27 protein-coding genes are annotated in these 25,450 nt (G+C 56.2%); 13 read left to right on the top strand and 14 right to left on the bottom strand.

All coding sequences use genetic code 11. The annotated features are described in order from the left end of the window. Positions 1 to 32: 32 nt before the first annotated feature. Genes ACFQUU_RS13310 through ACFQUU_RS13275 form a run of 8 tightly spaced genes read right to left on the bottom strand, consistent with a single transcriptional unit; the run spans position 33 to position 7,509 of the window. Positions 33 to 839: an alpha/beta fold hydrolase gene (locus ACFQUU_RS13310; protein WP_382247815.1), complete on the bottom strand. Its 807-nt coding sequence runs from the start codon at positions 837 to 839 to the stop codon at positions 33 to 35. 38 nt (positions 840 to 877) lie between these two features. After that, on the bottom strand, positions 878 to 1,630 hold the full coding sequence (locus tag ACFQUU_RS13305; protein WP_382247813.1) for an Asp/Glu racemase: 753 nt from the start codon (positions 1,628 to 1,630) through the stop codon (positions 878 to 880). A gap of 35 nt (positions 1,631 to 1,665) precedes the next feature. Beyond that, positions 1,666 to 2,889 (bottom strand): FAD-dependent monooxygenase, encoded by a 1,224-nt coding sequence (locus ACFQUU_RS13300; protein ID WP_382247997.1) that lies wholly within the window; start codon positions 2,887 to 2,889, stop codon positions 1,666 to 1,668. Positions 2,890 to 2,943: 54 nt separating this feature from the next. Further along, positions 2,944 to 3,672, bottom strand: coding sequence for an ABC transporter ATP-binding protein (locus ACFQUU_RS13295; RefSeq protein WP_382247811.1), 729 nt, complete (start codon positions 3,670 to 3,672; stop codon positions 2,944 to 2,946). Beyond that, complete coding sequence (locus tag ACFQUU_RS13290) at positions 3,669 to 4,460, bottom strand: ABC transporter ATP-binding protein (RefSeq protein WP_382247809.1); 792 nt, start codon at positions 4,458 to 4,460, stop codon at positions 3,669 to 3,671. The genes ACFQUU_RS13295 and ACFQUU_RS13290 overlap by 4 nt, the downstream gene beginning before the upstream one ends. Then, positions 4,457 to 5,464: a branched-chain amino acid ABC transporter permease gene (locus ACFQUU_RS13285; protein WP_382247807.1), complete on the bottom strand. Its 1,008-nt coding sequence runs from the start codon at positions 5,462 to 5,464 to the stop codon at positions 4,457 to 4,459. The genes ACFQUU_RS13290 and ACFQUU_RS13285 overlap by 4 nt, the downstream gene beginning before the upstream one ends. 1 nt (position 5,465) lies before the next feature. Then, positions 5,466 to 6,338 carry a branched-chain amino acid ABC transporter permease gene (locus tag ACFQUU_RS13280; protein ID WP_382247805.1) on the bottom strand — a complete coding sequence of 291 codons (873 nt, stop codon included), beginning with the start codon at positions 6,336 to 6,338 and terminating at the stop codon, positions 5,466 to 5,468. Positions 6,339 to 6,372: 34 nt separating this feature from the next. Beyond that, positions 6,373 to 7,509, bottom strand: coding sequence for an ABC transporter substrate-binding protein (locus tag ACFQUU_RS13275; protein WP_382247803.1), 1,137 nt, complete (start codon positions 7,507 to 7,509; stop codon positions 6,373 to 6,375). 252 nt (positions 7,510 to 7,761) lie between these two features. Here ACFQUU_RS13275 and ACFQUU_RS13270 point away from each other — a divergent pair, with 252 nt between their 5' ends. From ACFQUU_RS13270 to ACFQUU_RS13240, 7 genes are all read left to right on the top strand, one after another. Continuing rightward, positions 7,762 to 8,265 (top strand): DUF1269 domain-containing protein, encoded by a 504-nt coding sequence (locus ACFQUU_RS13270; RefSeq protein WP_382247801.1) that lies wholly within the window; start codon positions 7,762 to 7,764, stop codon positions 8,263 to 8,265. Between the two features lie 92 nt (positions 8,266 to 8,357). Further along, positions 8,358 to 9,500 carry a c-type cytochrome gene (locus ACFQUU_RS13265; protein WP_382247799.1) on the top strand — a complete coding sequence of 381 codons (1,143 nt, stop codon included), beginning with the start codon at positions 8,358 to 8,360 and terminating at the stop codon, positions 9,498 to 9,500. Between the two features lie 12 nt (positions 9,501 to 9,512). Then, a complete protein-coding gene (ctaD, locus tag ACFQUU_RS13260; RefSeq protein WP_382247797.1) occupies positions 9,513 to 11,270 on the top strand; it encodes a cytochrome c oxidase subunit I in 1,758 nt (585 codons plus the stop codon). Then, positions 11,267 to 11,923: a bb3-type cytochrome oxidase subunit III gene (locus ACFQUU_RS13255; RefSeq protein ID WP_382247795.1), complete on the top strand. Its 657-nt coding sequence runs from the start codon at positions 11,267 to 11,269 to the stop codon at positions 11,921 to 11,923. The genes ctaD and ACFQUU_RS13255 overlap by 4 nt, the downstream gene beginning before the upstream one ends. A gap of 15 nt (positions 11,924 to 11,938) precedes the next feature. Then, positions 11,939 to 12,634: a heme-copper oxidase subunit III family protein gene (locus tag ACFQUU_RS13250; RefSeq protein WP_382247793.1), complete on the top strand. Its 696-nt coding sequence runs from the start codon at positions 11,939 to 11,941 to the stop codon at positions 12,632 to 12,634. Between the two features lie 8 nt (positions 12,635 to 12,642). Beyond that, a complete protein-coding gene (locus tag ACFQUU_RS13245) occupies positions 12,643 to 12,984 on the top strand; it encodes a cytochrome C oxidase subunit IV family protein (protein WP_382247791.1) in 342 nt (113 codons plus the stop codon). A 105-nt stretch (positions 12,985 to 13,089) separates the two neighbouring features. Beyond that, entirely contained in the window at positions 13,090 to 13,473 is a 384-nt protein-coding gene (locus tag ACFQUU_RS13240; RefSeq protein ID WP_382247789.1) for a hypothetical protein, read from the top strand. A 217-nt stretch (positions 13,474 to 13,690) separates the two neighbouring features. Here ACFQUU_RS13240 and ACFQUU_RS13235 read toward each other — a convergent pair whose 3' ends face one another. Beyond that, positions 13,691 to 14,578: a DMT family transporter gene (locus tag ACFQUU_RS13235; protein WP_382247787.1), complete on the bottom strand. Its 888-nt coding sequence runs from the start codon at positions 14,576 to 14,578 to the stop codon at positions 13,691 to 13,693. Between the two features lie 87 nt (positions 14,579 to 14,665). On the opposite strand from ACFQUU_RS13235, the gene ACFQUU_RS13230 reads away from it, so the two are divergent. Further along, positions 14,666 to 15,013, top strand: coding sequence for a bleomycin resistance protein (locus ACFQUU_RS13230; protein ID WP_382247785.1), 348 nt, complete (start codon positions 14,666 to 14,668; stop codon positions 15,011 to 15,013). A 199-nt stretch (positions 15,014 to 15,212) separates the two neighbouring features. Here ACFQUU_RS13230 and ACFQUU_RS13225 read toward each other — a convergent pair whose 3' ends face one another. From ACFQUU_RS13225 to hmpA, 3 genes are all read right to left on the bottom strand, one after another. Continuing rightward, positions 15,213 to 15,581, bottom strand: a complete 369-nt coding sequence (locus ACFQUU_RS13225; protein WP_382247783.1) for a glutaredoxin domain-containing protein — start codon at positions 15,579 to 15,581, stop codon at positions 15,213 to 15,215. 227 nt (positions 15,582 to 15,808) lie between these two features. Beyond that, positions 15,809 to 16,222 (bottom strand): group III truncated hemoglobin, encoded by a 414-nt coding sequence (locus tag ACFQUU_RS13220; RefSeq protein WP_382247781.1) that lies wholly within the window; start codon positions 16,220 to 16,222, stop codon positions 15,809 to 15,811. 57 nt (positions 16,223 to 16,279) lie between these two features. Next, the gene (hmpA, locus tag ACFQUU_RS13215) at positions 16,280 to 17,485 is read right to left on the bottom strand and encodes an NO-inducible flavohemoprotein (RefSeq protein ID WP_382247779.1); all 1,206 of its coding nucleotides are present in this window, start codon (positions 17,483 to 17,485) and stop codon (positions 16,280 to 16,282) included. Between the two features lie 681 nt (positions 17,486 to 18,166). Between hmpA and ACFQUU_RS13210 the strand changes: the two genes are divergently transcribed. The 3 genes from ACFQUU_RS13210 to ACFQUU_RS13200 all read left to right on the top strand — a co-directional run bounded on the left by ACFQUU_RS13210 (position 18,167) and on the right by ACFQUU_RS13200 (position 21,600). Beyond that, a complete protein-coding gene (locus ACFQUU_RS13210) occupies positions 18,167 to 18,466 on the top strand; it encodes a BON domain-containing protein (RefSeq protein ID WP_382247777.1) in 300 nt (99 codons plus the stop codon). A 365-nt stretch (positions 18,467 to 18,831) separates the two neighbouring features. Then, on the top strand, positions 18,832 to 20,733 hold the full coding sequence (locus tag ACFQUU_RS13205; protein WP_382247775.1) for an ATP-binding cassette domain-containing protein: 1,902 nt from the start codon (positions 18,832 to 18,834) through the stop codon (positions 20,731 to 20,733). Between the two features lie 231 nt (positions 20,734 to 20,964). Next, the gene (locus tag ACFQUU_RS13200) at positions 20,965 to 21,600 is read left to right on the top strand and encodes a VOC family protein (RefSeq protein ID WP_382247773.1); all 636 of its coding nucleotides are present in this window, start codon (positions 20,965 to 20,967) and stop codon (positions 21,598 to 21,600) included. Between the two features lie 114 nt (positions 21,601 to 21,714). Here the strand turns inward: ACFQUU_RS13200 and ACFQUU_RS13195 are convergent, their stop codons facing one another. After that, on the bottom strand, positions 21,715 to 22,581 hold the full coding sequence (locus ACFQUU_RS13195) for a carbonic anhydrase (protein WP_382247771.1): 867 nt from the start codon (positions 22,579 to 22,581) through the stop codon (positions 21,715 to 21,717). Positions 22,582 to 22,856: 275 nt separating this feature from the next. On the opposite strand from ACFQUU_RS13195, the gene ACFQUU_RS13190 reads away from it, so the two are divergent. After that, a complete protein-coding gene (locus tag ACFQUU_RS13190; protein ID WP_382247995.1) occupies positions 22,857 to 23,675 on the top strand; it encodes a class I SAM-dependent methyltransferase in 819 nt (272 codons plus the stop codon). Positions 23,676 to 23,768: 93 nt separating this feature from the next. Here the strand turns inward: ACFQUU_RS13190 and ACFQUU_RS13185 are convergent, their stop codons facing one another. Beyond that, positions 23,769 to 24,248 (bottom strand): VOC family protein, encoded by a 480-nt coding sequence (locus ACFQUU_RS13185; RefSeq protein WP_382247769.1) that lies wholly within the window; start codon positions 24,246 to 24,248, stop codon positions 23,769 to 23,771. A 340-nt stretch (positions 24,249 to 24,588) separates the two neighbouring features. Here ACFQUU_RS13185 and ACFQUU_RS13180 point away from each other — a divergent pair, with 340 nt between their 5' ends. Further along, on the top strand, positions 24,589 to 25,401 hold the full coding sequence (locus tag ACFQUU_RS13180; protein ID WP_382247993.1) for an alpha/beta fold hydrolase: 813 nt from the start codon (positions 24,589 to 24,591) through the stop codon (positions 25,399 to 25,401). Positions 25,402 to 25,450: the final 49 nt, after the last annotated feature.

Here is a 25,450-nt window from a genome sequence, read left to right as displayed (position 1 = left end):
TCTGCTTGCAAACAAGCACGGGCTCATTCCAATCAAAGCGGACGGCCCAGGAAGTCTCCAAACGCCCGGTAGAACCCTTCCTCGTCATCCCATGGAATCATGTGGCCGGCGCTTTCCACGTGCGCGACTTGGATGGCTGGCTGGAGTTCTCTGATTTCGGCCACGTCTTCCGGCAGGATCACATTGCCCTTTCCAGCCACGATCAGCAGAGTCGGTACAGCCAGCTTTGGCAGGTCGGTGTGGATATCGTCCTCATGAAAGCCGTGATAGCTGGCAAGAATCGCCCGTTCGTCGCAGGTATGCAGCCATTCCGATCGAAGCCGCAGTTGCGCGTCGCTCCAGGTCGGGGAAAATGGCCGTAGTGCCTCGAAGTCGGCTCCCTTCTTCATCAATCGAATCGAGTCGATGTACCACGGAAGCTGGGCAGGGTAGGGTCGGCGTCCCGGCCCGGACACCGGTGGGTCGACCAGCACTAGCCTTTCCAGCCTGGTGTCGAAGTGCGCCGCCATGCGGATGCCGTGGCGGGCGCCCATGGAATGCCCCACTAGGGCGAAACTCTGCAGGCCGAGCGCTTCCGTAAATCCGGCAATGTCTGCAGCGCAGGCATTGAGGCTATAGTCAAGCGTCTCGGATGCCTCGGACAAGCCACGCCCGCGCACGTCAAGGACGTAGGTGTCAAAGTGCCGTCCGAAGCGTTCCGCCACGAAGCCCCATGTCACCGCAGGGCTGGTGATGCCAGGGACGATGACGACGCTCCGTCCGTGACCGCCATAGCGAAGGTAATGTTGTCGGATGCCATTGGCATGGACGTTTCCACCATAAAGAAAGGTGCTTTGCATGTTCAGTTCCAGTACGGGTTGGGCTGGCGGACCTGCGTTCAGTAGGCGCCAGACAACAGCGCGCCGGCACCAGGCACAACGGGTTCCAGGTTCAGTGCTTTCAGCATCGCGTAGGTGGTTGAGATCGCTGCGGTGATGACTGCCTTGCCTGTCATGGCCTCCACCTTCGGAACGACTGCCAGCGACGGCATTTGCACACAGGCTGACAGCACGATGGCATCCACGTCGGTAGTATTCATTTGCGCAACGATACCCGGAAGATTGCGTGGATCGTGACGGCCGACCGCCAGGTTGTCAGCAATTTCCAGTGCCCGGTAATCGACGACTTCAATGCCTTCATGGCGGATATAGTCGACCACCAGTTCCGTCAGTGGTTTCATATAGGGTGCAACCAGTGCGATACGTTTTGCCTTGATGACGCCCAACGCATCGATCAGGGCTCCGGCGCTGGTAATAACAGTGGCATCGGCACCATTCGCCGCAGCTCTTTCACGCAGGCGATTCTGGGAAACGCGATGGTACCCCTTCCCCATGGCCATGATGGCGACGAGGCAGGCATAACCGAGAACGTCCACTCGCGCGTCGCTGAGTTCGACTGCGCAGCGGTCGGATTCACCGTCCATTGCAGCCAGTTCATCCTTGGCGACAGTCTTCATCCGCATGCGGCTCGAATGGAAGGTGAACCGCTCAGGACGGATGGTCTGGCGTGCCAGCAGCATCGCCGGGATTTCGGTTTCCATGGTCGTGTTGGAACTGGGGACAATTTGTCCGATCCGATATGATTTTTCCATTATCTTTCTCAGTAGTTTTATCTGGTTTTCAGTGCTTATGCGACTTGCTTGAGAACGGCTTTCTTCGGGTTGAACGCGGTGGCGTCGTACTCATATACCCAATTCGCCTTGATGCCAGATGCATGCGGATTGATCATCGCCTGGAACTGGTACATCACGTCACGCTTCATCTGCGCAAACCGCGACGGCAGGTGATACGTCTTGCCGCGTTCGCGTGCTTCGAGTTGAACGCGACTGGTCCGGGGCAAACGCTCGGCTTCATAATCGCGCAAGGCGGACTCGAAATCCAGGCCATGCACATGCAGTGATTTGGCAAGTACGTAACCGTCTTCGATCGCCATGGCCGCTCCCTGTGACAGGAAAGGCAGCATCGGATGAGCGGCATCTCCCAGCAGTGTGATGCGACCAGAGGACCAGGTCTTCATCGGGTCACGATCGAACAGCCCCCACTTGAATACGGTGTCGGTTCGTTCAAACAGCTTGATCAGGTTAGGGTGCCAGCCTTGGAATGCGCCAAGCAACTCTTCCCGGCTGCTAGGCGCGTTCCAGGATTCCTCAACCCAGTTTGCGGTTTCGTTGACGGCAACGATATTGACGGCGGCGCCGCTTCGAACGTAGTAAGTGACGACGTGACCCTTGGGGCCCATCCAGAAGGAGGCGTCGGGGCTCACGAAATCCGGTCGACGGTCTTCGAATGGAACGACTGCCCGATAGCACATATGGCCAGTAAAACGGGGCTCCTCGGCACCGAATAACTGGTTGCGCACGACCGAGCGCACACCGTCTGCACCAACGATCACGTCAGCTTCATACTGGCTGCCGTCGGCAAACGTCGCTACTGCCGTGTTGCGATCATTGCGCACCGATACGCATGAGCTGGACAGCGTGGCGGCTGAATCCGGCACCAGTGAAACCAGCATGGCATGCAGATCGGCGCGATGAATATGGTAAAAGTCCGCACCATAAAGCTTGGGGCAGGCATCGATCAGCGGCGTACGAAAGGTCTCGCGCCCGGTATTCCAGTTGCGTCCGACGATTGCCTGGGGAAGGAATCCTGCGCGCCTTAGATTGTCGGCAAGCCCAAGTGCGCGCAATACCTTGGCGGCGTTCGGCGTCATCTGGATGCCAGCGCCCACTTCTCCAAACGCGGGTGCGCGTTCGAATACTTTTACTTCCATGCCGCGCTGAATCAGCGCGCCCGTAAGGGCAAGGCCGCCGATGCCGCCGCCTATCACGCCCACCCGAATTTTACGTCCCATCATATTCTCCTGTTTTGTGTCATTTCCTGTCCAAGCGGGACTATCCCTTCATGCTCAACCCCCGAGATATGCGCTGAGCAATTCCGGGTCGTTCAACAGGTGCGCCGCGTCCTTGCTGGCAGCGACGCGGCCCGTTTCGACCACGTAAGCACGGGACGCAACCGACAGGGCGTTATGCACGTTCTGCTCCACAACCAGGACGGTGACGCCGTGCTGATTGATTTCCCGGACCACGTCGAAAACTTCATCGGCCATCTTCGGGCTGAGCCCCAGCGAAGGTTCATCAAGCATCAGCAGGCGCGGCTCGGACATCAGCGCGCGCGCAATGGCAAGCATCTGCTGCTCGCCGCCGCTGAGGGTGCCGGCGAGTTGCCGGTGCCTTTCGCGCAGGCGAGGGAAGCGGTGGAAGGCAATTCCGATGCGTCGCTCGGTTTCCGTCTTGTCTCGGCAAAGATAGGCGCCCAGCGCCAGGTTTTCCTGCACGGTCATATTCGGCCAAACATGACGCTCTTCGGGGCAGTGAGCAATTCCGGCGCTGACAATCCGGTCAGCCGCCATCGCGCCGATGGATTGGCCATTCCAGGTGATGCGCCCGGAAGAAGGCTTGAGCAAGCCGGAAATTGCGCGCAGCACCGTGCTCTTCCCGGCGCCATTGGCACCGATGAGGGCGACGACTTCACCGGCGTTGATCTCCATGTCGACACCATGCAAGGCGGCCGTCTTGCCGTAGCCAACATGCAGTTTTTCGACTTTGAGCGTTTCCTTTGTGCTTGTCGCTGTCATGCTGCGGCCTTTCCGAGATAGGCTTCGATCACCTGCCGATTTGACTGGATCTCGGCCGGGGTTCCTTCTGCCAGTTTTTCACCGAAGTTCATGACGACGATGCGGTCGCATGTCTTCATTACCAGTCCCATGTTGTGCTCCACAATAAGAATGGATTGCACGTGTTCCTGCCGGAGTTGCTTCAACACTGTGCCGAAGTTCTGGGCTTCCTGGCTGTTCAGACCGGCCGCGGGTTCGTCGAGCATCAGCACTTTCGGTTTTGCTGCAAGCGCGACTGCCACTTCGAGCAAGCGAAGCTCTCCGCATGAAAGGAGGTAAGCCGGGGCGTTCATGCGCCTGGAAAGGCCCATGGTTTCAATAATGCTGGCAGCGCTGTCACGGACTGCTTTTTCCGTTTTGCGCACATGAGCACGCGGGAAGAATGTGTCGAACAGCGACTGACGTGCTTCCAGATAATGGCCCGTCAGTACGTTTTCGAACACCGACAAACCTTTGAGAATGTTGGTCTTCTGAAAGCTGCGCACGATGCCTTGTTGCGCAACGGTGAACGGCTTCTGGCCGGTGACATCCTTGCCCTGGTAGAACACACTGCCAGCGCTCGGCTCGTAAAAGCCAGTGATTAAATTGAAGCAGGTAGTCTTGCCGGCACCGTTCGGTCCAATCAGGCCGAGAATTTCACCTGGCATGAGATCAAAGCTAATGTCCTTGACTGCCTTGATGCCGCCAAAGGTCTTGCACAACCCGCGTGCCTTCAATATGGGCTCGCCTGATGTTCTAAGCTGGTTCATGCGGTTCTCTCCTGAATCAGGCTGCCAGCCTGTGTTTCCGAGCCTGTTGCCGCGGCATCGGTCTGCCCTGTGTGGTGTTCCCTGCGCGCTGCGAGGAAGCCCATCAAGCCGCGTGGCAGGAACAGCACAATCGCCATGACAATGAGGCCGAAGATAGACAAGCGCAGCTCCTTCACTTCGCGCAGGTACTCCTCCAACAGCGTAATGAGGATGGCGCCGACCAGTGGCCCGACCAGCGTACCTTTGCCGCCGACCAGGACGATGATGATCATGGTTGCCATGAAGGAGAACGCGAATACGTCCGTGCCGACGAACGAGATGTAGTGCGCATAGAAACCGCCTGCCAGGCCTGCCAGCATTGAGCCGAGCACGAATGCACGCATCGCATAGGTGAACGGATGGATTCCAATTGACTGAGCGACAAACCGGTTTTCCCTGACGGCTACCGCCGCCCGGCCCGCGTTCGAATAGACGAAGCGGTATGCCACGTACAGTGCGAAGGCGGTGATGGCCAGCGCGATGTAGAAATAGACCTGTTTGCCGAACAGATTGCTCGCATCTGCAAGCATGCCCGGCTGGGGCACACCGGCGATACCCATCGGACCGTTGGTCAGCCAGATCCAGTTGTTGGCGATCAGGCGGAGCACTTCGGCGAAGGCGAGGGTGACGATGACAAAGAACGGACCCTGGAGACGCAGCGTAATGGCACCGATGAGCGTGCCGAATATCGCAGAGATGAGTCCGGCCAGCGGCACGGTCGCCCACATCGGCAAGCCCGCCTTCATCGACAAAATCGCCGCGGTATAGGCGCCGATCCCGAGGAAGGCCGTGTGACCCAGCGAAAATTCGCCCACGTAACCGACTACCAGATTCAGACTGGTGGCAAGTACCGCGTAGAACAGTATGAGAATGCCGATATGCAGCAGGTACTGATCGGACACCAGCAGCGGCAGGACGGCTGCAATGGCTAGAAATGCGAAGATACCGTTGCGTTCAAATTTCATGTTATGCCCTTTCGCTGCGGGTCGAGAACAGGCCGTAGGGTCTGAACAGCAGCGTCATAATGACGATGGCGAAGCCGATGATGTCCACCAGACCGGTCGAGACATATCCACCCCACATCGATTCTGCGATACCGAGGATCAGGCCACCAAGGATGGCGCCACCAAAACTGCCCATGCCACCCAGAATGACCACTACGAAGGCTTTGAGACTAATCAGTCCGCCGATGGCGACCTGAGCAGAGTAGACCGAGCCGAGCAGCATTCCAGACATGGCGGCAAGGGTCACCCCCAGTGCGAAAGTCGAGGCATATACGCGTTCCGTTTTTATGCCCGCGAGTTTGGCGGCCATCGGATCCTGGAAGGTAGCGCGCATGGCACGTCCCAGTTTGGTCTTCTGCACAAGCAGGTGAACGCCAATGATCAATAACGCACAGACCGCGACCGAGAACAGGCGAAGCTGCGTTGTGATGACCGGACCGAGTACAACTAACTCGTTGCCCACCGGACCCTCGATCTTCTGCGGTGCTGTGCCGACGGCGAGCAGCGCCGAATTTGCCAGGAAGATCGACAGGCCGATGGTCAGCAGGATGCCGGGTTCTTCCCCCTGATCCCGAACCCGTTCAATCAGGAAGCGGTCCACCAGCCAGCCGAATGTCGCCATGAGGACGGCCACGACAACCAGACCGGAGAAGAAGTCGAGGCCGAGACGGGATGTCACGAACCATCCCAGAATGCCGCCCATCATGTAGAACTCGCCATGAGCGAAGTTCACGACACGCATCAGCCCGAAGATGAGGGTCAGCCCCAGCGCGGACAGGGCGTAGAAGGACCCGGTGACGAGTCCGTTTACGAGGAACTGGAGAAAGAGATCCATACGGTTTCCTTTTTAGGACGTCTCGATGTTTGACTTACCTGGGGTCATCCACTGAAGTGGTGGTAACGACTTTGGGAGTCTTGTTCTCGATTTGCACAAGAGCCAGCGAGAAGCCGTAAGCCTGTCCCTTGTCGGTGAACTGATACTTGCCGTTGGGTGCTTCATAATTGGTCTGGGCAAGCGAAGCACGGATCTTTTCCGCATCGGTGCTGCCAGCACGCTGGATGGCATCCATAAGGATATTCAAAGCGTTGTATCCGGCGTTACCGTACTTCCCGGGTTGCTCGTTATATTTCTCGCTGTACTTCTTGACGAATTCCTGATTGCGCGGATTAGGCAGGGTGGAAGCGTATGGCACGGCAGCGTAGATGCCTTCCGCGGCGGGGCCCGTCAGTTTAATAAAGTCAGCAGTCGCCCATGAACCCACGCCAAATACCTTCATCTTCAAACCGAGCTCTTTAATCTGCTTGACGAGGATGGATCCGTCCTGAGTTTCCGCTGCGATGAATACCGCGTCCGCACCTGAGGCGCGCAACTTGGTCAGGAGCGTATAGAAGTCCGTCGCGCCGTGGTCGAAATACTCCTTGGCTGCCGTCTTTACCCCTGCGGCGCTCAGGTCACGCGAGAATTCTTCCACGCCGCCCCGTCCCCAGTCGTCGTTGACGCCGACGTAGGCGACACTCTTCAGTTTGAGGTCGTTGGCAAGGATCTTCGCAAAAGCTCTGGAAAGCAGCGCATCGGTTTCCGCTGCCCGGAAGAAATATTTATTTCCTTTTTCGGTCAGATCAGCCTTGGAAGAAACCCCGGTGATCAGCGGCATCTTGTAGCGTTCAGCGATAGGCATGATGGCCGCGGTGGCTGAACTGCAGAATGCACCTGAGAGCGCGACAACCTTGTCCTTCTGGATCAGTTTTTCGGCGGCATTGACGGAGTTGGCCGGCTTGCACTGACCGTCTTCAATGATGAGTTCGATCTTCTTGCCAAGCACGCCACCGGCCTTATTACGTTCCTCTACGGCGAGCTTTGATCCATTGACGTCGGCAATGCCGTTATAAGCGACAGAGCCGGTGAGGGGCTGTACCAGACCGATTTTGATGGTTTCTTGAGCAAAGGCAGCCGCAGATCCAAACAGAGCAGTTGCCACGAGTGGGGCGTAGATGCATTGACGCATTGTTGTCTCCGAATAGTTATTGAATGGGTTGAACCGCACTTGAATAATATATTAAATAAGCGATTAATTAAATAAGCGTTTAAAAATTTTTTCACTCCCTCTTGTTTCCCCTCAGATGTGTTTCCGAATCTCCTCAATTGGCCGACCAAGGGTTTTCACCTTTTGTCGGCCATAGCCTTGGTTCACGGATTGAATGTTTCTTAACACTGCATATACTGGAATTGTCCTCGGCAAGCCACCATGGAGGCAGTGATGCGACACAGGCTTTACTATTTGTTGCCGGATATTCACAGCGCCCGGCGTACGCTCGACGATTTGCTATTGCATCGTATTGAACAGCGGCATGTTCACTTTCTTGCGAAGATGGACCTACCGCCTGATCTGCCTGAAGCAAACTTCATGCACAAGACGGATGTGGTGCACGGCGCACAGAACGGTATGATCGCTGGTGCGATTCTCGGCATTCTGCTCGGCTTTGTGGTGGTCTATTATTTTGACCTCACTTCACCTGCCTTGGTGACTACGGCGGCGACTGTCATTGGCATCCTGTTTGGAGGCTGGGCAGCGAGCATGGTGGCGGCAGCCATTCCGAACACACGGCTTCAAGCCTTTTTTCCGGAAATTGAAAAAGGCAGGGTGTTGATGATCGCCGACGTGCCGCACTATCGGGTCAAGGAGATCGAGGAACTGCTCGCGGAACGCCATCCCGAACTGAATTTCCGTGGTGAGGATCCGCACGTTCCCGTGTTTCCGTGATACCGGCTACGCACCCGGGCGCAGCCATGCTTGCGGAACATTGGCCGTCTTGATTCGGTACGGCGGCGAAACAGTCGCAAAAGGGGATAGACATGGTAATGGCTGCCTCGCTCATTGGCATCGTCCTTGCCGCATTGCTATTTCACTTTGCAAGCCCCTGGTGGATTACACCTCTCGCCTCCAACTGGAACCAGATGGACGACACACTCGGCATTACGCTGGTGGTCACGGGTGTGTTCTTTATCGGCATCAATCTCTTTGTCGCTTATGCGGTATGGCGCTATCGTCACCGCGATGGTTCGCGTGCCGCCTATGAGCCGCATAACAACAAGCTGGAACGCCGACTGCTGATCGCCACTACCGTGGCGATCATGGCATTGCTGGCACCCGGCCTGTTCGTGTACGCCGAATATGTGCAGCCGCCAAAAGAGGCATTGGTCGTCGAAGTGCTGGGCCAACAATGGCAATGGCACTTCCGGTTTCCCGGCCGCGATGGAAAGCTCGGGCTCACGGATGTTCGTCATGTCAACGCAGGCAATCCGTTCGGCCTGGACCCCGATGATCCGCCCGGCCATGACAACATCCTCGTCAGTGGCGAGCTGCATTTGCCGCTGAACAAACCGGTGAAGATCTTATTGCGGTCGCATGATGTGCTGCACGACTTTTATGTGCCGCAATTCCGGGCGCGCATGAACATGGTGCCAGGCATGGTCACGTCGTTCTGGTTCACCCCTACCAAGGCCGGCCGTTACGAAATTTTATGCGCGCAACTGTGTGGTGTCGGCCACTACAACATGCGCGGCTATGTCGTGGTCGAGGACGACGCGGCCTTTCAGAAATGGCTGGGCACGCAACCGACTTTCGCGTCCCTGATGGCAAAGCCGGGCGGCGGTAGCGTGCCGACTGCCGGCAGCGGGCCCGAAGCACGCCTTGCGCAAGGGAAGTCCCTGACCCAGTCCAAGGGCTGCGTCGCCTGCCATACCGTTGACGGCGCACCGGGTGTCGGGCCGACATGGAAGGGCTTGTACGGCAAGACCGAAACCATGGCCGACGGCACCACCGCACTGGTGGATGAAGCCTATCTCAGAGATTTCATCCTCAATCCGCAAGCGCGATCGGTGAAAGGCTTTTCGCCCATCATGCCGAAGATTCCGCTCAGCGACGATGAACTGGCGGCCATCGTCGCCTATATCCAGTCCTTGGGTAGCCCGCCGCCGGCAAAGGCACAGAAATAGCGGGAGGACGCGATGAGTTACGCCGACCATGATGCGCACCACGAACCGCAGGGCTTCTGGACAAAATACGTCTGGAGCCAGGACCACAAGGTCATTGCTATTCAGTACGCGGTTGTCGCCATTGCCGTTGGCCTGGTCGGAGTCGCCCTGTCCAATCTGATGCGATTGCAACTCGGCTTTCCCGGTCGTTTTGCTTTCATCACTGCTGAACACTATTACCAGTACATGACCATGCACGGCATGATCATGGTGATCTATCTGCTCACTGCGCTGTTCCTCGGCGGGTTTGGTAACTACCTGATCCCCTTGATGATAGGTGCGCGCGACATGGTTTTTCCCTTCCTGAACATGCTGAGCTTCTGGGTCTACCTGCTGTCGGTACTGGTCCTGATGGCCAGTTTCTTCGTACCGGGCGGCCCGACCGGCGCCGGCTGGACGCTGTATCCACCGCAAGCCATCCTGGCAGGGACGCCGGGCTATGACTGGGGAATTATCCTGATGCTGGTTTCCCTGCTGATCTTTATCGTCGCCGCTACGATGGGTGGCCTGAACTATGTGACGACGGTGCTGCAGGCGCGCACCGAAGGAATGACACTGATGCGTATGCCCCTGACGGTATGGGGCATCTTTGTCGCCACCATCCTCGCGCTGCTGGCTTTCCCTGCACTGTTCGTAAGCGGCGTCATGATGCTGCTTGATAAAGTGCTCGGCACCAGCTTCTTCATGCCGTCGCTGATATCCATGGGGCAGGTGACTGATTACAAGGGCGGCAGTCCTCTTCTGTTTCAGCACCTGTTCTGGTTCTTCGGGCATCCGGAAGTCTACATCGTGGCACTGCCAGCGTTCGGCATCGTGTCCGATCTGATCAGCGTGCATTCGCGCAAAAGCATCTTCGGTTATCGCAACATGGTGTGGGCTATCGTCGCCATCGGCGTTTTGTCGGTCGTGGTGTGGGCGCATCACATGTTCGTCAGCGGAATGAATCCCTATTTCGGGTTCTTCTTCGCGACGACTACACTGATCATCGCCGTGCCGACCGCGATCAAGGTGTACAACTGGCTCCTGACCTTATGGCGCGGCGACATCCATCTATCGGTGCCAATGCTCTTTGCACTGGCCTTTATCAGTACCTTCGTGATCGGTGGGTTGACCGGATTATTTCTCGGCAACGTGAGCGCCGATATTCCTTTGTCAAACACCTATTTTGTGGTGGCGCATTTCCATATGGTGATGGGCGTAGCGCCTATCCTGGTCGTCTTCGGCGGCATCTATCACTGGTACCCGAAGGTGACGGGACGCATGCTCGACGATCGTCTTGGACGCTTGCATTTCTGGGTAACCTTTCTCGGCACGTATGCGATTTTCTTTCCCATGCATTATCTCGGCGTGCTGGGCATGCCGCGCCGATACTATGCGTTCGAGCAGTATGACTTTATCCCGCAGTCCGCGCACAGTCTCAATACCTTCATCAGCGTGCTCGCATTGGTCGTCGCGGTTGCGCAACTGATCTTTGTCTTCAACCTGGTCTGGTGCGTGTTCCGTGGCAGGCGGGCCGAGGGTAACCCATGGCGCGCGGCGTCGCTGGAGTGGCATACGCCGATGACACCGCCTGGCCACGGCAACTGGGGGCCCAACTTGCCGGTGGCGCATCGTTGGGCCTACGCCTATAGCGTGCCGGGTGCGCCGCAGGACTTCATCGCGCAGAACGCGCCAGCCGACGACGGCGGAACGGAACCGGCGCCATACGGCGGCAAGGAGGCATTGGCATGAATAGTGCAATTTTGCTGAAAGCCACGACCGGCAATGGCAATGACGATTACTTGCGTGACACCTCCGGCGCGTATCGCAGGGAACGGCGATCGGCCGCCGGCATCGCGCTCTGGGTATTCATGGGTGTGGCTACCTCCTTGTTCGCATTGTTTCTCACCGCCTATGTGATGCGGATGGAATCGACGGACTGGTCTCCGATCGCCATGCCACCGCAGTTATGGCTAAGTACAGCGCTTTTGGTCGCCGCCAGCATTCTGATGCATTTGGCTGGGGCTAGAGCCAGCAGCGCAAGCTGGCATCAAGCGTATGTTCTTTTTATTGCAGGCGGTGTATGCGCCATTGCTTTCATCTGCGTGCAGCTTTGGGCATGGCAGCAGTTGCTCACGAACCGTGTCTCCATGACCGGCAATCCGGCCGCCAGCTTCTTCTACTTGCTGACCGCAATGCACGGCCTGCATGTCGCAGGCGGTCAGATAGCCTGGGCGGCGTCGATGCGCAGCGTCTGGTTGGGCGCTGCTGGCGTTCACGCCGCAACGCGCATCAAGCTATGCGCACGCTACTGGCATTTTTTGCTGGCAGTGTGGCTGGTCCTGTTCGGCACGCTTGGCTGGCTCACGCCTGAAGCGGTTCGCCTCATTTGCGGCACCGGTTGAAACAGAGAGGAGATCATGAGCGCACAATTGTCGCCACCGCAGCAGGTACCGGAAACACCAGCCACCGCGTGGCGCGGTGTGGTGGCGGACTGGTCATCGGATCGCCAGGCGTTTCAAGTGTCGTGGGCCAAGGCGATGATGTGGATTTTTCTGTTATCGGACACTTTCGTGTTCAGCTGCTTTTTGACCGGCTATATGACGGTCAGGATGGGAACCCCTGCGCAATGGCCGAATCCGAGCGAAGTCTTTGCATTGCAGATAGGCGGCGCGGACATTCCACTGATCTTGATCGCCATCATGACCTTTGTCCTGATCACCAGTAGCGGCACCATGGCGATGGCAGTCAACTTTGCCTATCGTCGCGACCGGCGTCGCACCGCATTGCTCATGTTTGTCACCGCAGCGTTTGGCCTCATGTTCGTCGGCATGCAGGCTTTTGAATGGACCAAGCTGATAGTGGAGGAGGGTGTTCGTCCCTGGGGTAATCCAATGGGGGCAGCGCAATTCGGTTCGACCTTCTTCATGATTACGGGCTTTCACGGCTTGCACGTCTCCGCCGGGGTCATTTATCTGCTGGTCGTTGCAACCCGTGTACTGCGCGGGCGGTATGAGCACAGCGGCAATTACCAGATCGTCGAGATAGCAGGCCTGTACTGGCACTTTGTCGATCTGGTGTGGGTATTCATCTTTGCGTTATTTTATCTATGGTAAGGCCAACCATGAGCGCGCATAGTCCACAACAGCATGGACAGGAACATGGGCAAGAGCATCCCATCGGTCTGTACTTCAAGATTTGGGGCTTGCTGTTTTTTCTTAGTACCTTGTCCTATCTCGTCGACTATTTTCATGTCGAAAGCTACCTGCGATGGACACTGATTCTTATCTTCATGTTTTTGAAGGCGGGTCTGATCGTGGCAGTGTTCATGCATATGGCGTGGGAACGTCTTTCACTGGTCTATGCCATCCTGTTGCCGCCGCTTTGCCTGCTGGTGCTGGTCGGCCTGATGGCTACGGAAGCGGGCTACACACTGGCATTGCGCCTCTTGTACTTCCAGCAATAAAAAAGCAGTGACGAAAAAGTGATCAGGATCAAGGTTTTTTTACGGCATCAGGGCACGCTATAGGCATCGGGTAAATGGATAACCAGCTCACCAAGGGCCGATGCAATGCGGTTTTTATACTACCTGTTCATCGTCAAACGTCGCCTTACCTTCCTGATACTTGCACTTGCGGCCACGGCAGGCGCATGGGCCATCCAGGAAAACGTCAAACGCGCGTTGGTTCAGCAGGATGCTGCCCCGGTCGACGAGGTGCGGGCTGCATTCCGGCGCGGCGTGGAAACCGATTGGGATATGTGCGCGCAGTTTCATCCTGATATGGCAGGTCAAGAAGATCTGTTCCATTCGATGGTGGCTGCCAGGGAATCCGTCACTAACGGCGAACTGGATAAGCTCAGCGACCTGATAGAGAAATGTGCCCGGGTCACGGTGCCGCTGACCGGCGACCGCGCCGCCGTTGCGCGTAGGAAAGCCGGGCTGTCGCACATCTGACTGAACCGCTTGCTAAGCTTATCGCCTGTCAGCCAAAGCTTAGAGCGGGTGTCATATTGATGTACTGTCGCCTCGGGCCGCCTTGACGCGCCGGTCGGCGTTGCTTGTCGCTTGTGTGGCCCGCCACACGGCGCTCCGCGCGCCTTGCCCTGCACGCCAAATCGACCCGCTTCTCCGCACACCAATATGAAACCCGCTCTGGCCGCGTTGTCGCCGGCTACGCACTCCTTTTTATCGGGTGGTCGTGCACAAACGAGGCCGACAATACCGCGCCGCAGATGAGTAGGCCGCCAAGCAAAGTCCGTAACGTGGGAATCTCGCCTAGTAGCACGCCTGCCAGGATAATGCCGTACACAGGTTCCAAACCAAATACGACACTTGTGGTTTGTGCGCGAAGGTGACGCAGGCTGGAAACAACCAGACCTTGCCCAAGGGCGGTAAAGACGACGCCCAGTACAAGCAAGGTCAAGAAATCTCGGCCTGCAAGCGTACCGTTCCACTGCAATGCCAAAGGCAGGGTGCACAGCGCTGCGAAACCTTGCTGATAGAAAGATACGGCAATCGGCGGGTATCGGTTAGCGTAAGCCCGGCTGAGTAGTGACAGCACCGCATAGGCCAGGGCTGAAACCACGCCCCAAAGCAGGCCCTGGGTCAGGTGGTTGCCAATATCAAAGCTCGGCGTGACAAGGATCAGTCCCATAGTGACAAAGGCTGCGGTCACCACATCGCGGCGGCGTAACGGTTCACCGAAGACCAGTGGCTCAAGAAACGTTGCAAACAGTGGAAAGCTTGAAAAAGCCAGCAAGCCAATGGCGACCGTAGATACCTGGATCGACAGGAAGAACGTGAACCAGTGCGCGGCAAGGATGGCGCCCGAGAGCGCGAGTATGAACAGGTCCTTCCCGCTGCGAAGTCGAAGGCTCGATCCGGCCGCCAGGGCGACCAGTAGCAGGGCGAGGCTGCCAAAGACGGTTCTGCCGGCAGTGAGCACCATCGGGCTGGCGGGAACGAACTTGGCGAAGAGACCGGCGCCGCCGGCAAGCAGCACGGCGGCATGGATCTGGATCAGGCCAATACGCGGATTTGAGAGAGTGGAATGCATCATGGCATGATAACGCGCATCGCCGTTTTGGATATTTGGTGACGGTGGTAGCATTCCAGCCTGGCAGGCCATATTGAAAGCGTTATATCTATGACCATACAAATTCAAACCACGATTCCGGTTCTGGCTTCCATGAACCTGGATGAATCCGTCGCCTTCTATACAGAACGTTTGGGCTTTATACGAGCCGGCCAGTACGATGACTACGCCATGGTGATGCGTGACGGCGCGGAAATCCATTTCTGGCTGTGTTCTGATCGTATGATCGCAGAAAACACTTCCTGTTATGTCCGCGTAGCCAGCGCCCAGAAGCTCTATGAGGAATTTGTGGAAAAAGGACTTGCCGTCGACGCACCGGCAACACGTCCATGGGGAATGAAAGAGCTTTATGTCATTGACCCGCACGGAAATCTGTTGAAGTTCGGGGAGCGTGCATGACCTTCAAACACATAAGAGCGCCTATCAAAATGACGATGGCAGGCGCGCCGACGAAGACAGTACAGGCGTACGGCTAGGAGCCTCCGCGGCCCCAAGCAACTCGGCAAGCGGCATTTTGATAGGCGCTCTAACAGGTGTTTTGCGCAGACTGGCTCAGGGCTCGAGCGCAGGTGTACGTGACGGTCAGGATTAAAACGCTCTAGCCGGCGAGAAGGCCGGTTAGTTCGCCGCTTGCAATGAGCCGTTGCAGGTCACTTGCCCCGCCAATCAAAATACCGTTCACGAATATCATCGGGAATGTCGGCCAACCGGTCCACATTTTCAGCGTGGTGCGTGGACGCCAGCCGCTCAGGTAACTGCCGTATTCCAGATACGCATACTTAGCCTTGATCTCGTCGAGCGCGCGACGTGCCTTCCGTGGAAAAGGATTCTGCGCCATACCGACGACGACTATCGGGTTGGACGCGATGGCTGCCTGAACTTCGGCGATGACATTGATATGATTGTTGGCCACGATGCTCCTGACCGCCGGATGAATATGTGCTTCGTCGAGAATGTTACGGCTCATGGTTTTTCCTCTGGTCTGTGCTGCGCAATTCTAGTTCCAGAACACGCCAAAGGCTATTGAAACTGCATTCCTGTACGGGAATCGGGTGCCGGCAAGCACTGTGCGCTGCAATGATCGTTTGAAGCGCCGGGCGGCGTTGCTTGTCGCTTGTGTGGCCCGCCACACGACGCTCCGCACACCAATATGAAACCCGCTCCAGGGCATGTCCAACGGTGAGTCCCCGCTATCTATACCTCGATCTGCTCACCGAAATAGCCAAGCTGCAAGCTTCCTGCAATACGTTCAGCAACTTCAATTGCAACGTGCGCCTCGTCCTTGCCAAAGATCTCCACAGCAGTCTTGCGGAACAGGCCCAGCCAGTGGATGAAATGTTCTTTCTCTATGCCTTCCAGCGCCATGTGCTTGCCAAACACATTGCCCTGAAATTCTCCGGTGCCGAGCAGCAGTTTGGTCCAGAACGCGTACATGCGCGGCATGTGAGTTTCCCATTTCCCGGCCAGCATTTTTTCAAAGACAGGCGCCAGCACCGCGTCCTCGCGCACACCTGCATAGAAGGTATCCACCATGATACGAATAGACGATTCGTTGATTGATTTGACCGACATGGCTTTTCCTGTGTGAGATGAAAATTGCTCTGCCACTTCACATATCAATGCCTACATTGTGCATGATGCATGAAGCGGCCGACTGACGCGTCCTTAGTTTACATAATTTAGCAACTCTGGCCCGAAGACTTCACGATGCAATTTGTTGGCAGGAACACCGATATCGATCAGGCTACGCCATTGCGCCTGCATGAACTCGACCGGCCCGCAAAGGTAGACACTGGCCTCGGCATACGACCAGGGAGTAAGCCTGGAAACATCCATGCGTCCCGCAAATGCGATGCCTTGAGCGATCTCTTCGGTCGACGCCTGTTCATAAAAAGTTGCGACGGTAAGATTCGGCATGATGCTTTTTGCCTTGGTGATTTCTGCACGGTGCGCATGATGGCCGCTGTGACGCGTAGCGTGCGCAAAAACCACATGGCGCGCGGGGTTTGCTTCGGCAATGCGCTTCAGTATCGATATCATCGGCGTGATGCCAACACCGGCGGAAAGCAAGACGATCGGCGAATCGGATTCAGTGTCTGGTGTAAAGTCGCCAAACGGATGCGTTACCCTGATCGTGTCGCCAACGACGGTATGGTCGTGCAACCAGTTCGACACGTGGCCAGCCGGCTTGTTTTCTTCCGCTTTTTCGCGTTTGACCGTGATTCGCAACGTCTGACCGTTAGGCGCATCCGACAAGCTGTACTGGCGCAGTTGCGTGTTTCCGTTGTCGAAGCTGACCGAGACACTCAGGTATTGCCCCGGCTTGAATGCAGGAACAGCACAACCGTCAACCGCTTGCAAGACGAACGATTTTACGTTCTCGCATTCGTTGCGAGTCTCTGTCACACGCATTGCCCGTAATTCGCCAGGGCTCGTCCCTGACTGCGCATACAATGCTTTTTCGGCCTGGATCAATGCAGCTGCAAGTTCTGAATATGCCTCATCCCATGCGGCAATCAGCGGCGGTGTCGCTGCATCGCCGAGCACCTCCTGAATTGCACCGAGCAGATGTCGGCCGACGATGGGATAGTGTTCCTGCCTGATTCCGACCGATGCATGTTTGTGCACGATGCGGCTGACGACTGGGCCAAGTGCTGCAGCATTGTCGATATTGGCGGCGTAGGCGAATACCGCCGAAGCTAGAGATTGTTGCTGCACTCCGCTCGCCTGGTTTCCCATATTGAACAGGTTGGTCAGCTCCGGATGCGCCGCGAACATGTTCTGGTAAAACGTGCGTGTAATAGCGAGGCCGTGTTCGCGCAGAACCGGAACGCTGGCATCGATATAGGGGCGGGCTACTGCAGAAACCATTCTTTCCTCAAAAACATGCATTAATTATGCATGATAAGTTTTAAAAAAATTGCTCGTACTGTGAGCGTAAAGCTACTTGCCTCAGATGCCGAGATGGCGGGCCATTTTCCCTGCAAGCCGCACAGTGATGTTCCGGTGCCGGCCACCGTTGCGGGTACTCGGTCCTTGTCCGCATCTGACAGATCGATAAGAATGCGCAGACCTCGAAGGGGCAGATGCTCCGCTTTACTCAAGCGTTCGTGCTCCCTGTCCGGCGCGATGCATTGTATCAAAGATGTATATCGTATGCATCTTAAATCGAGGAAGGCTTTGGTTTAGTTCTGATACAAGTGCTATACCGACAGGCACTCTGCGTCATCCGTCGGTAAGACTAACTAGTGTCGGCGTTTCATCACGGTTTGTCGAAAGCAAGGGCCTTCCAAATCTTGCAAATGTCGTTCACTTGGTTTGTGCATTGACTAAACAACTGCCAGAGCACATCGAATTGAATAATAGTTGATTGACAGCCATCTTCGCGGCACGGTATCGCGATTGTTGTATCGCCGTGTGCCCTCAATCATCAGATTCCTGTTCCATTGCATTCTCCAAAAGATGGAACTTTAATAACAGGAATGTGACTACGGAGTGGGTGTCAGATCATTACTGGTTATGAGGCACCCTCCAACCATGAAAGGAGTTGTCATGAAAACTGCTGGTTTTTTCCTTAGTGCGGCACTGCTATTAAGCGCTTGCGCTTCACCTTCACCGTCACCCGACGCCCAGTTGAACAGCCGCATCAAACAGGACATTGCACGCACCGCCGGCATTGGCAATGCAAGTGGTATTAACGTTGAGTCGTCCAGAGGTATCGTCGTCCTGACCGGTTTCCTTGAGTCCGAGCAACAGAGACAAGATGCTGCTCAGACTGCATTGAAAGTTTCAGGCGTCCAGCAAGTATTCAATAATATTCAAGTCCTAAAGCCCACTTCGTCGGGGCAATAAATTCACATGGCAATAAAGACATGTTCGCCATTTTATAGAATTGCAACATTGAATGGCAATATTGCATGTCCTCCGTTACACCAACGCTGATGCTGCTAGTAATGGCAGCATCCACCCCCCCGTTGGAGCCGACCGGCATTCAACCTATCCTTTTCTGTTAAAGGTATCTGCGAATCGGAGGCAGCTACGGCTTGGGCTTGACGCTGTGTCATCACATGTGACATCAGCGCTACACCGCGTCAACACTGGCGTACCTGCATGGTAGTATTGGTTGAAGGAAATTATTCTTTCCGACTTTTTCGATTTCGACTCTCCCTTGTACAAGATGAGGGTCCTGAACCTGCCCGCCTGTTCGTTTCATTCCTATGCATTTCAAGTTTTCGCCGTCCGCCCGTGCCGAAGCGGCACGCGATTGCAACGCCAATGACGATGGCGTTTGCGTGCGGACGAGGCCCGGCGGTCTTTATGTCAACATGTGGCGCTATGCTGGAGGCGTGCGACTCAGGCTGGCTCTGACCTGGGCCATGTTGGTTGGTGCCGCCCTGATGGAGCTGCTTTCACCCTGGCTGGGTGCGCAAGCGCTTAATGCGTTGCAGCAGAACGGAACACAGGCCTTGTCCACTGCGGCATATTATGGAGCCGCCATTATTGCCGCTGCAGTTGGCGCATGGGCATTGCATGGACCGGGAAGAGTAGGGGAGCGGCGGATTGCCCTGCTCGTTCGCAAGAACTTCATCAATGCGGTATATGCGAAGTTGATGCGGCTTCCGCTGGCCTGGCATAACCGTCATCACTCTGGAGAGGTGCAGCAGCGAATCAGCCAGTCCTCGCTTGCCCTGCACAGCTTTACGCAAAACCAGTTTCACTACATCAAAGCCATTGTGCATTTTCTTGGAGCGGCATTCGCCATCATGCTGTTCTCGCCTGTGCTCGGATTGTTCGCCGTGGTCGGATATGGCTTGGTTGGCCTCATCATGATCCGGTTCGACGTTGCGCTAATGCGCCTTGCCAAAGAAGAAAACGCTGCTGAACGCACCTACCAGGCGAGGTTACTCGATTTTCTTGGCAATGTTGCCACTGTGATGTCCTTTCGCATGGAGCGCAGTTCGGCGCGCCTGGTCGACGAAAAGCTTGACCAGGTTTTTGTGCCGGCACGAAAGAGCATCACGGTGGTGGAGGTCAAGTGGTGTGTTGCCGACCTGTTCAGCGTAGCGTTCACGTGGGGGCTCGTCGCCGCAGCGGTATGGCTAAGCGAACGTGACGGGACCATCCTGATCGGTAGCGTATTTCTGGTGCACCAGTATGCGCACCAGGCAAGGGCTGTCGTCCTTGCCCTGGCCGACAAGTTCCAGACCGTCGCGCGAGCCCGTACCGACCTTGCCAGTGCGGAAGCGATCTGGAGTGCTCCCGATCAGCCCGACGCCGGTGCGCCAATTCCGAACGACTGGCGGCGCATCGAGGTGAGCGGTTTGAATTACGACCATACCGCCGCAGGGCTCACGGAGTCCACCCCGGCAGGTGCAGGTAAAGTGAGCCCCGCGGGCGCAGGCCTGAAGCGGGTCGCCATCACGCTTGGCCGGGGAGATCGGATCGCGCTTGTCGGACCCAGTGGTGCAGGAAAAAGCACACTGATGCGTGTACTGGCGGGGCAGTACATTGCGAACGGCCAGCGTATCGAGGTCGACGGCAAGCATTACCAGACGACGCCTCACCTCGGCAGCATCGCGACACTTATTCCGCAGGAAGCGGATGTGTTCAACGCGTCAATCCGCGATAATCTCTCACTGTCAGGCGAGCATAACGACGTTGACCTTATCAAAGCAGCCCATATCAGCGCTTTCGACTCCGTTATGGCGGAAATGTCTCTGGGCTTAAATACGCCGCTGTCGGAGCGAGGCTGCAATCTCTCGGGCGGACAGCGCCAACGGCTTTGCCTCGCACGCGGGCTTCTGGCTGCACAGGGCAACTCAATGGTATTGCTGGACGAGCCGACCAGTGCACTGGACCCGATCACCGAGGAAAACGTATTTGCACGCATCACCGCGGCGTTACCTGATGCGTGCATTATCGCGTCGGTACATCGGATGCATCTACTGCATCACTTTAACAAGGTGGTGCTGATGGCAAACGGCGAGATCCAGGATGTTGGCAGTGTCAGCGAGTTGTTGCAGCGGCAGCCAGCGTTTCAGGAAATGCTTAGGCAGCACAGTGGACCTCCAGCCGTGCCTCCAGTGCCGAGTAGTAAACGGCCTGCTGTCGCAGGGTAATCAGTTTCGCAACAAGTGCGAAACTCGTCCGGATCAGGCATGAAGCAAAGTGTGTGCAGCAACGGCAGCGCTGGCGATATGAAACTGGTGTCGGTTGCCGGAGCCTGGGACAACCCTTGGCTGTTTCATATCCGCGCACCTGCCTTGCGTTTGCCGTAGACTGATGCTGAGCGGCCTGATTAGCAGTCCATCGACTAACGCATCATTAACCGTGTCATCAAGGGAGGCAAAGTGAAGCCGTGCAGCATTGATCACATTACGATTACCTCACCGACTCTCAAGGCCGGCGAAGAGTATGTGTTAAAGACGCTTGGTGTTGCGCCCCAGGCAGGTGGCGAGCATCCACGCATGGGAACGCACAACCTCCTGCTTCGACTTGGCGATGCGCTGTTCCTTGAAGTGATTTCACCCAATCCCGCAGCACCATCGCCTTCCAGGCCACGCTGGTTCAATCTGGACCGCTTATCGGCGAATGCTGTTCCGGCGTTGACCACCTGGGTGGTACGCACCGAAGACATTCATGCGTCCCATGCGGCATGTACCGAAGCGCTCGGGGCGATCGAGCCGATGACGCGTGGGGCGCTGAACTGGCTGATCACCATCCCTGCCGATGGTTCGGTTCCCTGTGACGGGGTTGCACCGGCATTGATCCAGTGGCACGCCGAGACGCATCCGGCTTCCAGGCTTGAAGATGTCGGCCTTAGCCTTGCGAGACTGGAAGTCCTGCATCCGGACCCCGCACGCATGGAAAGACTTCTAGCGGCAATCGGTCTCGATGGACCGGTGTCCATACGCAAAACGGAAAACGGCGCGGCGCCACGACTGGTGGCTCACATCAACACGCCTGAAGGTCTTCGGCAATTGTGAACAGCGATGCTCGATGCCGGAGTGCATGGCTTGAGTTGCCGGCTTGAATGGCTTGAAGCAGTAGGCATTCAAGCGTAATGCAGTACGACTTTCGACTCGGCTTTAGGCCAGGCTTTAATTCGATTCTTTGATCAACCTGCCGGAATTTGCCTGGACGGGGCGCGCATTCATTGGATATAGCCTTGCAAATATACCGATCTGCTGCGCCGAAACCTGAATCGGTTCTTTCATCACTACCCATAACACACCCTCGGTGCAGGGCGGTGTCGTGAGCGAACCCATATAGGTGTAGTAATCTGTTCGCGGCGGCAGTAGTTGGTTCAGGTCTATCGTGATGGTGGGAACGAAGGGGTCATTCTTTTCGAGCGGCAGATTGTTCCATACCGTTTGAACCAGCGAATGTGGTTTGCCGCTTTCCATCAATACAGCCACGATCAGCATGCGGCCATCATTGTCCTTGTGGACAAGGTGCGCGACCATATCAAACCCCCGGCCAGCGATTTTTTCTTCGGATGGGCGGTGAAAATGAAACTGCACAAGTTCATAGCTGCGGCCGGTCAGCGTTACGCGGTTGCCTGGCCCGACATTGACCTGGACCGTATGCCCGTTGTCAACAACATTGAATGCCGATGATTTGTATTCAAATACGGGCGTCTCCAGGTCGACCTGAATACCATCACGAATATCGATAGGCGATTGCCGCGTGCCGACCTCGCACTTGGTCCAGGCGGGATTGAGCTTGCCCCAGCGGGCAGGCCCTGCTTCGCCATCGTAGTCCCAGTGATCATGCCGTCCGGCGCTGTCTGGTTCAGCTTGCAGATCGCCTGCGGATCTTCCCTTTGGCGTGCGGTCCGCAGAGCGCAAACCCTTTTCCTTGCGTAATTCTTCCTGCCGCAATTTCAGCGTCGCGGCCACTTCGCGCTCGACCTGATCATGCTTGGCGCGTATCGCAGCCAGTTCCGCAGCGCGGGCTAAGGCCACCGCTGATTTGTCAGATTCAGCATTTGCCGGGGAGAGAGGGAAGGATAAAGACGAAATAACAATGAGGGAAGTGCAGACGCTTTTTACGGACATAATCAAAAAATATGTTTCTTAAGCGAAGCATTCTATACGACTGCGTATCCGTTGCAACGGCAGAGAGCAATAAACAACGTGGTAACCCAGGCTCGACGCATCTATGTGCCATCAGCTTTGTTAAGCGCCTGTTTTCAGGCTATGCTGCATAGTCGTGTGCATGCCGATTTGACAAGGCGATGATGAATTCTCCTGACGTCGATACCGCATTTGCGGGTACCATTCCGCAGCTCTATGAACGGTATCTGGTGCCGCTTATCTTCGAGCCGTACGCGGCAGACCTCGCTGCGCGGGTCACCCATTTCCAGCCTTCACACGTGCTCGAGATCGCGGCGGGTACTGGCGTCGTAACGCGTCAGCTTGCGAAGATCCTGCCGCCCGAGGTTTCGATCATCGCAACGGATTTAAACCAGCCGATGCTCGACCAGGCCGTCGCAGTCGGTACATCCCGCGCTGTGGAGTGGCGGCAGGCCGATGCCATGCAGTTGCCGTTTTCGGATGGGGTGTTCGACATGGTGGTCTGCCAGTTCGGAGTCATGTTCTTTCCGGACAAGGCAAAGGCATTCTCTGAGGCGAGGCGTGTTCTCCGCCCTGGTGGCCGCTTTATATGCAGTGTGTGGGACCGGATCGACCAGAACGAGTTTGCCGATCTCGTGACCGACTCGCTCAAAACCCTGTTTCCGAACGACCCGCCGCAATTCCTGGCCAGGATTCCTCACGGCTACCATGATCCTGCCGTCATCGCGCAGGACCTTGCGCATGCCGGATTTACCGCGTCTCCCGAGCTGGAAACGCGATCCGCACGCAGCCGTGCAGACTCATCACATATTCCTGCACTGGCGTATTGCCAAGGTACTCCTCTTCGCATTGAGATCGAAGCCCGTGGCGCATCACGGCTGACTGAAGCCACCGATATCGCAGCGAATACGATACGCAATCGTTTCGGCACTGGTCCTGTCGATGGAAAAATTCAAGCCTGGATCATTTCCATTAAACATTAGCGGTGATGCAACAAGTGCTACAGCCGCGTGAGTGTGCGCACTGTACAGTTCCTATTCAGCCTGTTCCGCAGACGTTAATAGTGCAGCTGAACTTCAGCCTAGTCGTGCCGCTTCTATCGCGGCAATGTCGATCTTTTTCATGGCCATCATCGCGTCGAATGCGCGTTTTGCCGCGGCGCGATCGGGGTCGGATATCGCTGCGAGGAGGGCGCGAGGGGTAATTTGCCATGATAATCCCCACCGGTCCTTGCACCAGCCGCAGGCGCTTTCCTGACCGCCATTGCCGACGATAGCGTTCCACAAGCGGTCGGTTTCGGCCTGGTCGTCGGTCGCGATTTGAAAGGAAAAGGCCTCGTTGTGCTTGAAATGCGGGCCGCCGTTCAGCCCAAGACAGGGGATGCCGGCGACGGTGAACTCGACCGTGAGGACATCACCCTGCTTGCCGTCGGGATAGTCGCCCGGTGCGTAGTGGATGGCACCGACGGCGCTGTCGGGAAAAGTTTTGGCATAGAATTTTGCGGCCTCAACGGCGTCACCGTCGTACCACAGGCAGATCGTGTTTTTGCTGGTCAATTCGTGTCTCCTGAGAAGTTGAGCACTGGCGTCGGTTACCGCCCAAACAGCTCCAATCGCCGACCTTGCAGAAGCTTGGTCTGTCGGATGAGACTAATGTCTTTGTCGGTATCCGTCAATGTCACCATTCTTGGAGCCAATCGCGGATGGTTATAGATCTGGCATTTAAAGTATTATCTCGCTGCCAGCACAGCGCCGCAAAAGAGTAACAATGCAACTATATGTGGCTGAGTTTGGAACTGAATGGACGGGCTTTGGGGACGCAATGCGCAGTTTTCTTGTGACCGTAGCGCCCTGCTTTCGTTTGTAATTTGTTGAAGGAAAAACCAAGCGCATGAACATGATATCTGACGCAGCCGACATTATTTCCAACGACTTTTTCGTTGACCATCCTCGTGGTCGGATCTTTACTCGCACCTGGAAGAATTCGCGCGTGCATCAAGAAAAAGCGCCCATCGTGCTCCTTCATGATTCACTGGGGTGCGTCGATTTATGGCGCGACTTTCCCGCATTACTGAGCGCGGCCACCGGACGAATGGTTATTGCTTATGACCGGCTTGGGTTTGGAAAATCTGATCCAAGGGAGGATAGGTTGGCGCTCGATTTCATCGCCGATGAAGCGAAGACGTTCTTCCCGGTGATTGGCAGGCGGCTTGGCTTCCGGAATTTCATCGCCTTTGGCCATAGCGTCGGCGGGGGCATGGCAGTCAATTGTGCTGCCGAATACGCTTCGGATTGCATCGCCTTGATCACTGAATCTGCGCAAACATTTGCATCGATAGAGACACTGCAGGGAATTCTGGCCGCAAAACAGCAGTTCAAGGACGAAAGCCAACTTGAACGACTTAAGAAATATCATGGAGAAAAGGCAAAGTGGGTGCTCGATGCGTGGACCGAAACCTGGCTCGATCCGCAGTTTACTTCATGGTCGTTGAACGACATCCTGCCCCGAGTAACTTGCCCGGTGCTGGCCATTCATGGCGTATTCGATGAATATGGATCGACGCAGCATCCGAAGATGATCGGACAACTTTGTAGCGGAACGTCGCAGGTCGAAATCATGGAAAACACCTACCACGTGCCCCACAAGGAGCGGCCGCAGGCAGTCATCGACCTGGCATCTGATTTCATCTCCTCACTTCCGCCGCGTTGATAACACCGTTATAGTCATCGGCTAAAGTATGATCAATAAGGAAGTGCCT

Source organism: Herbaspirillum sp. GCM10030257 (assembly GCF_042666555.1).
Lineage (GTDB): Bacteria > Pseudomonadota > Gammaproteobacteria > Burkholderiales > Burkholderiaceae_D > Noviherbaspirillum.
The sequence above is the reverse complement of the archived record's forward strand: the minus strand, read 5'-3'. Positions and strand labels throughout refer to the sequence as shown.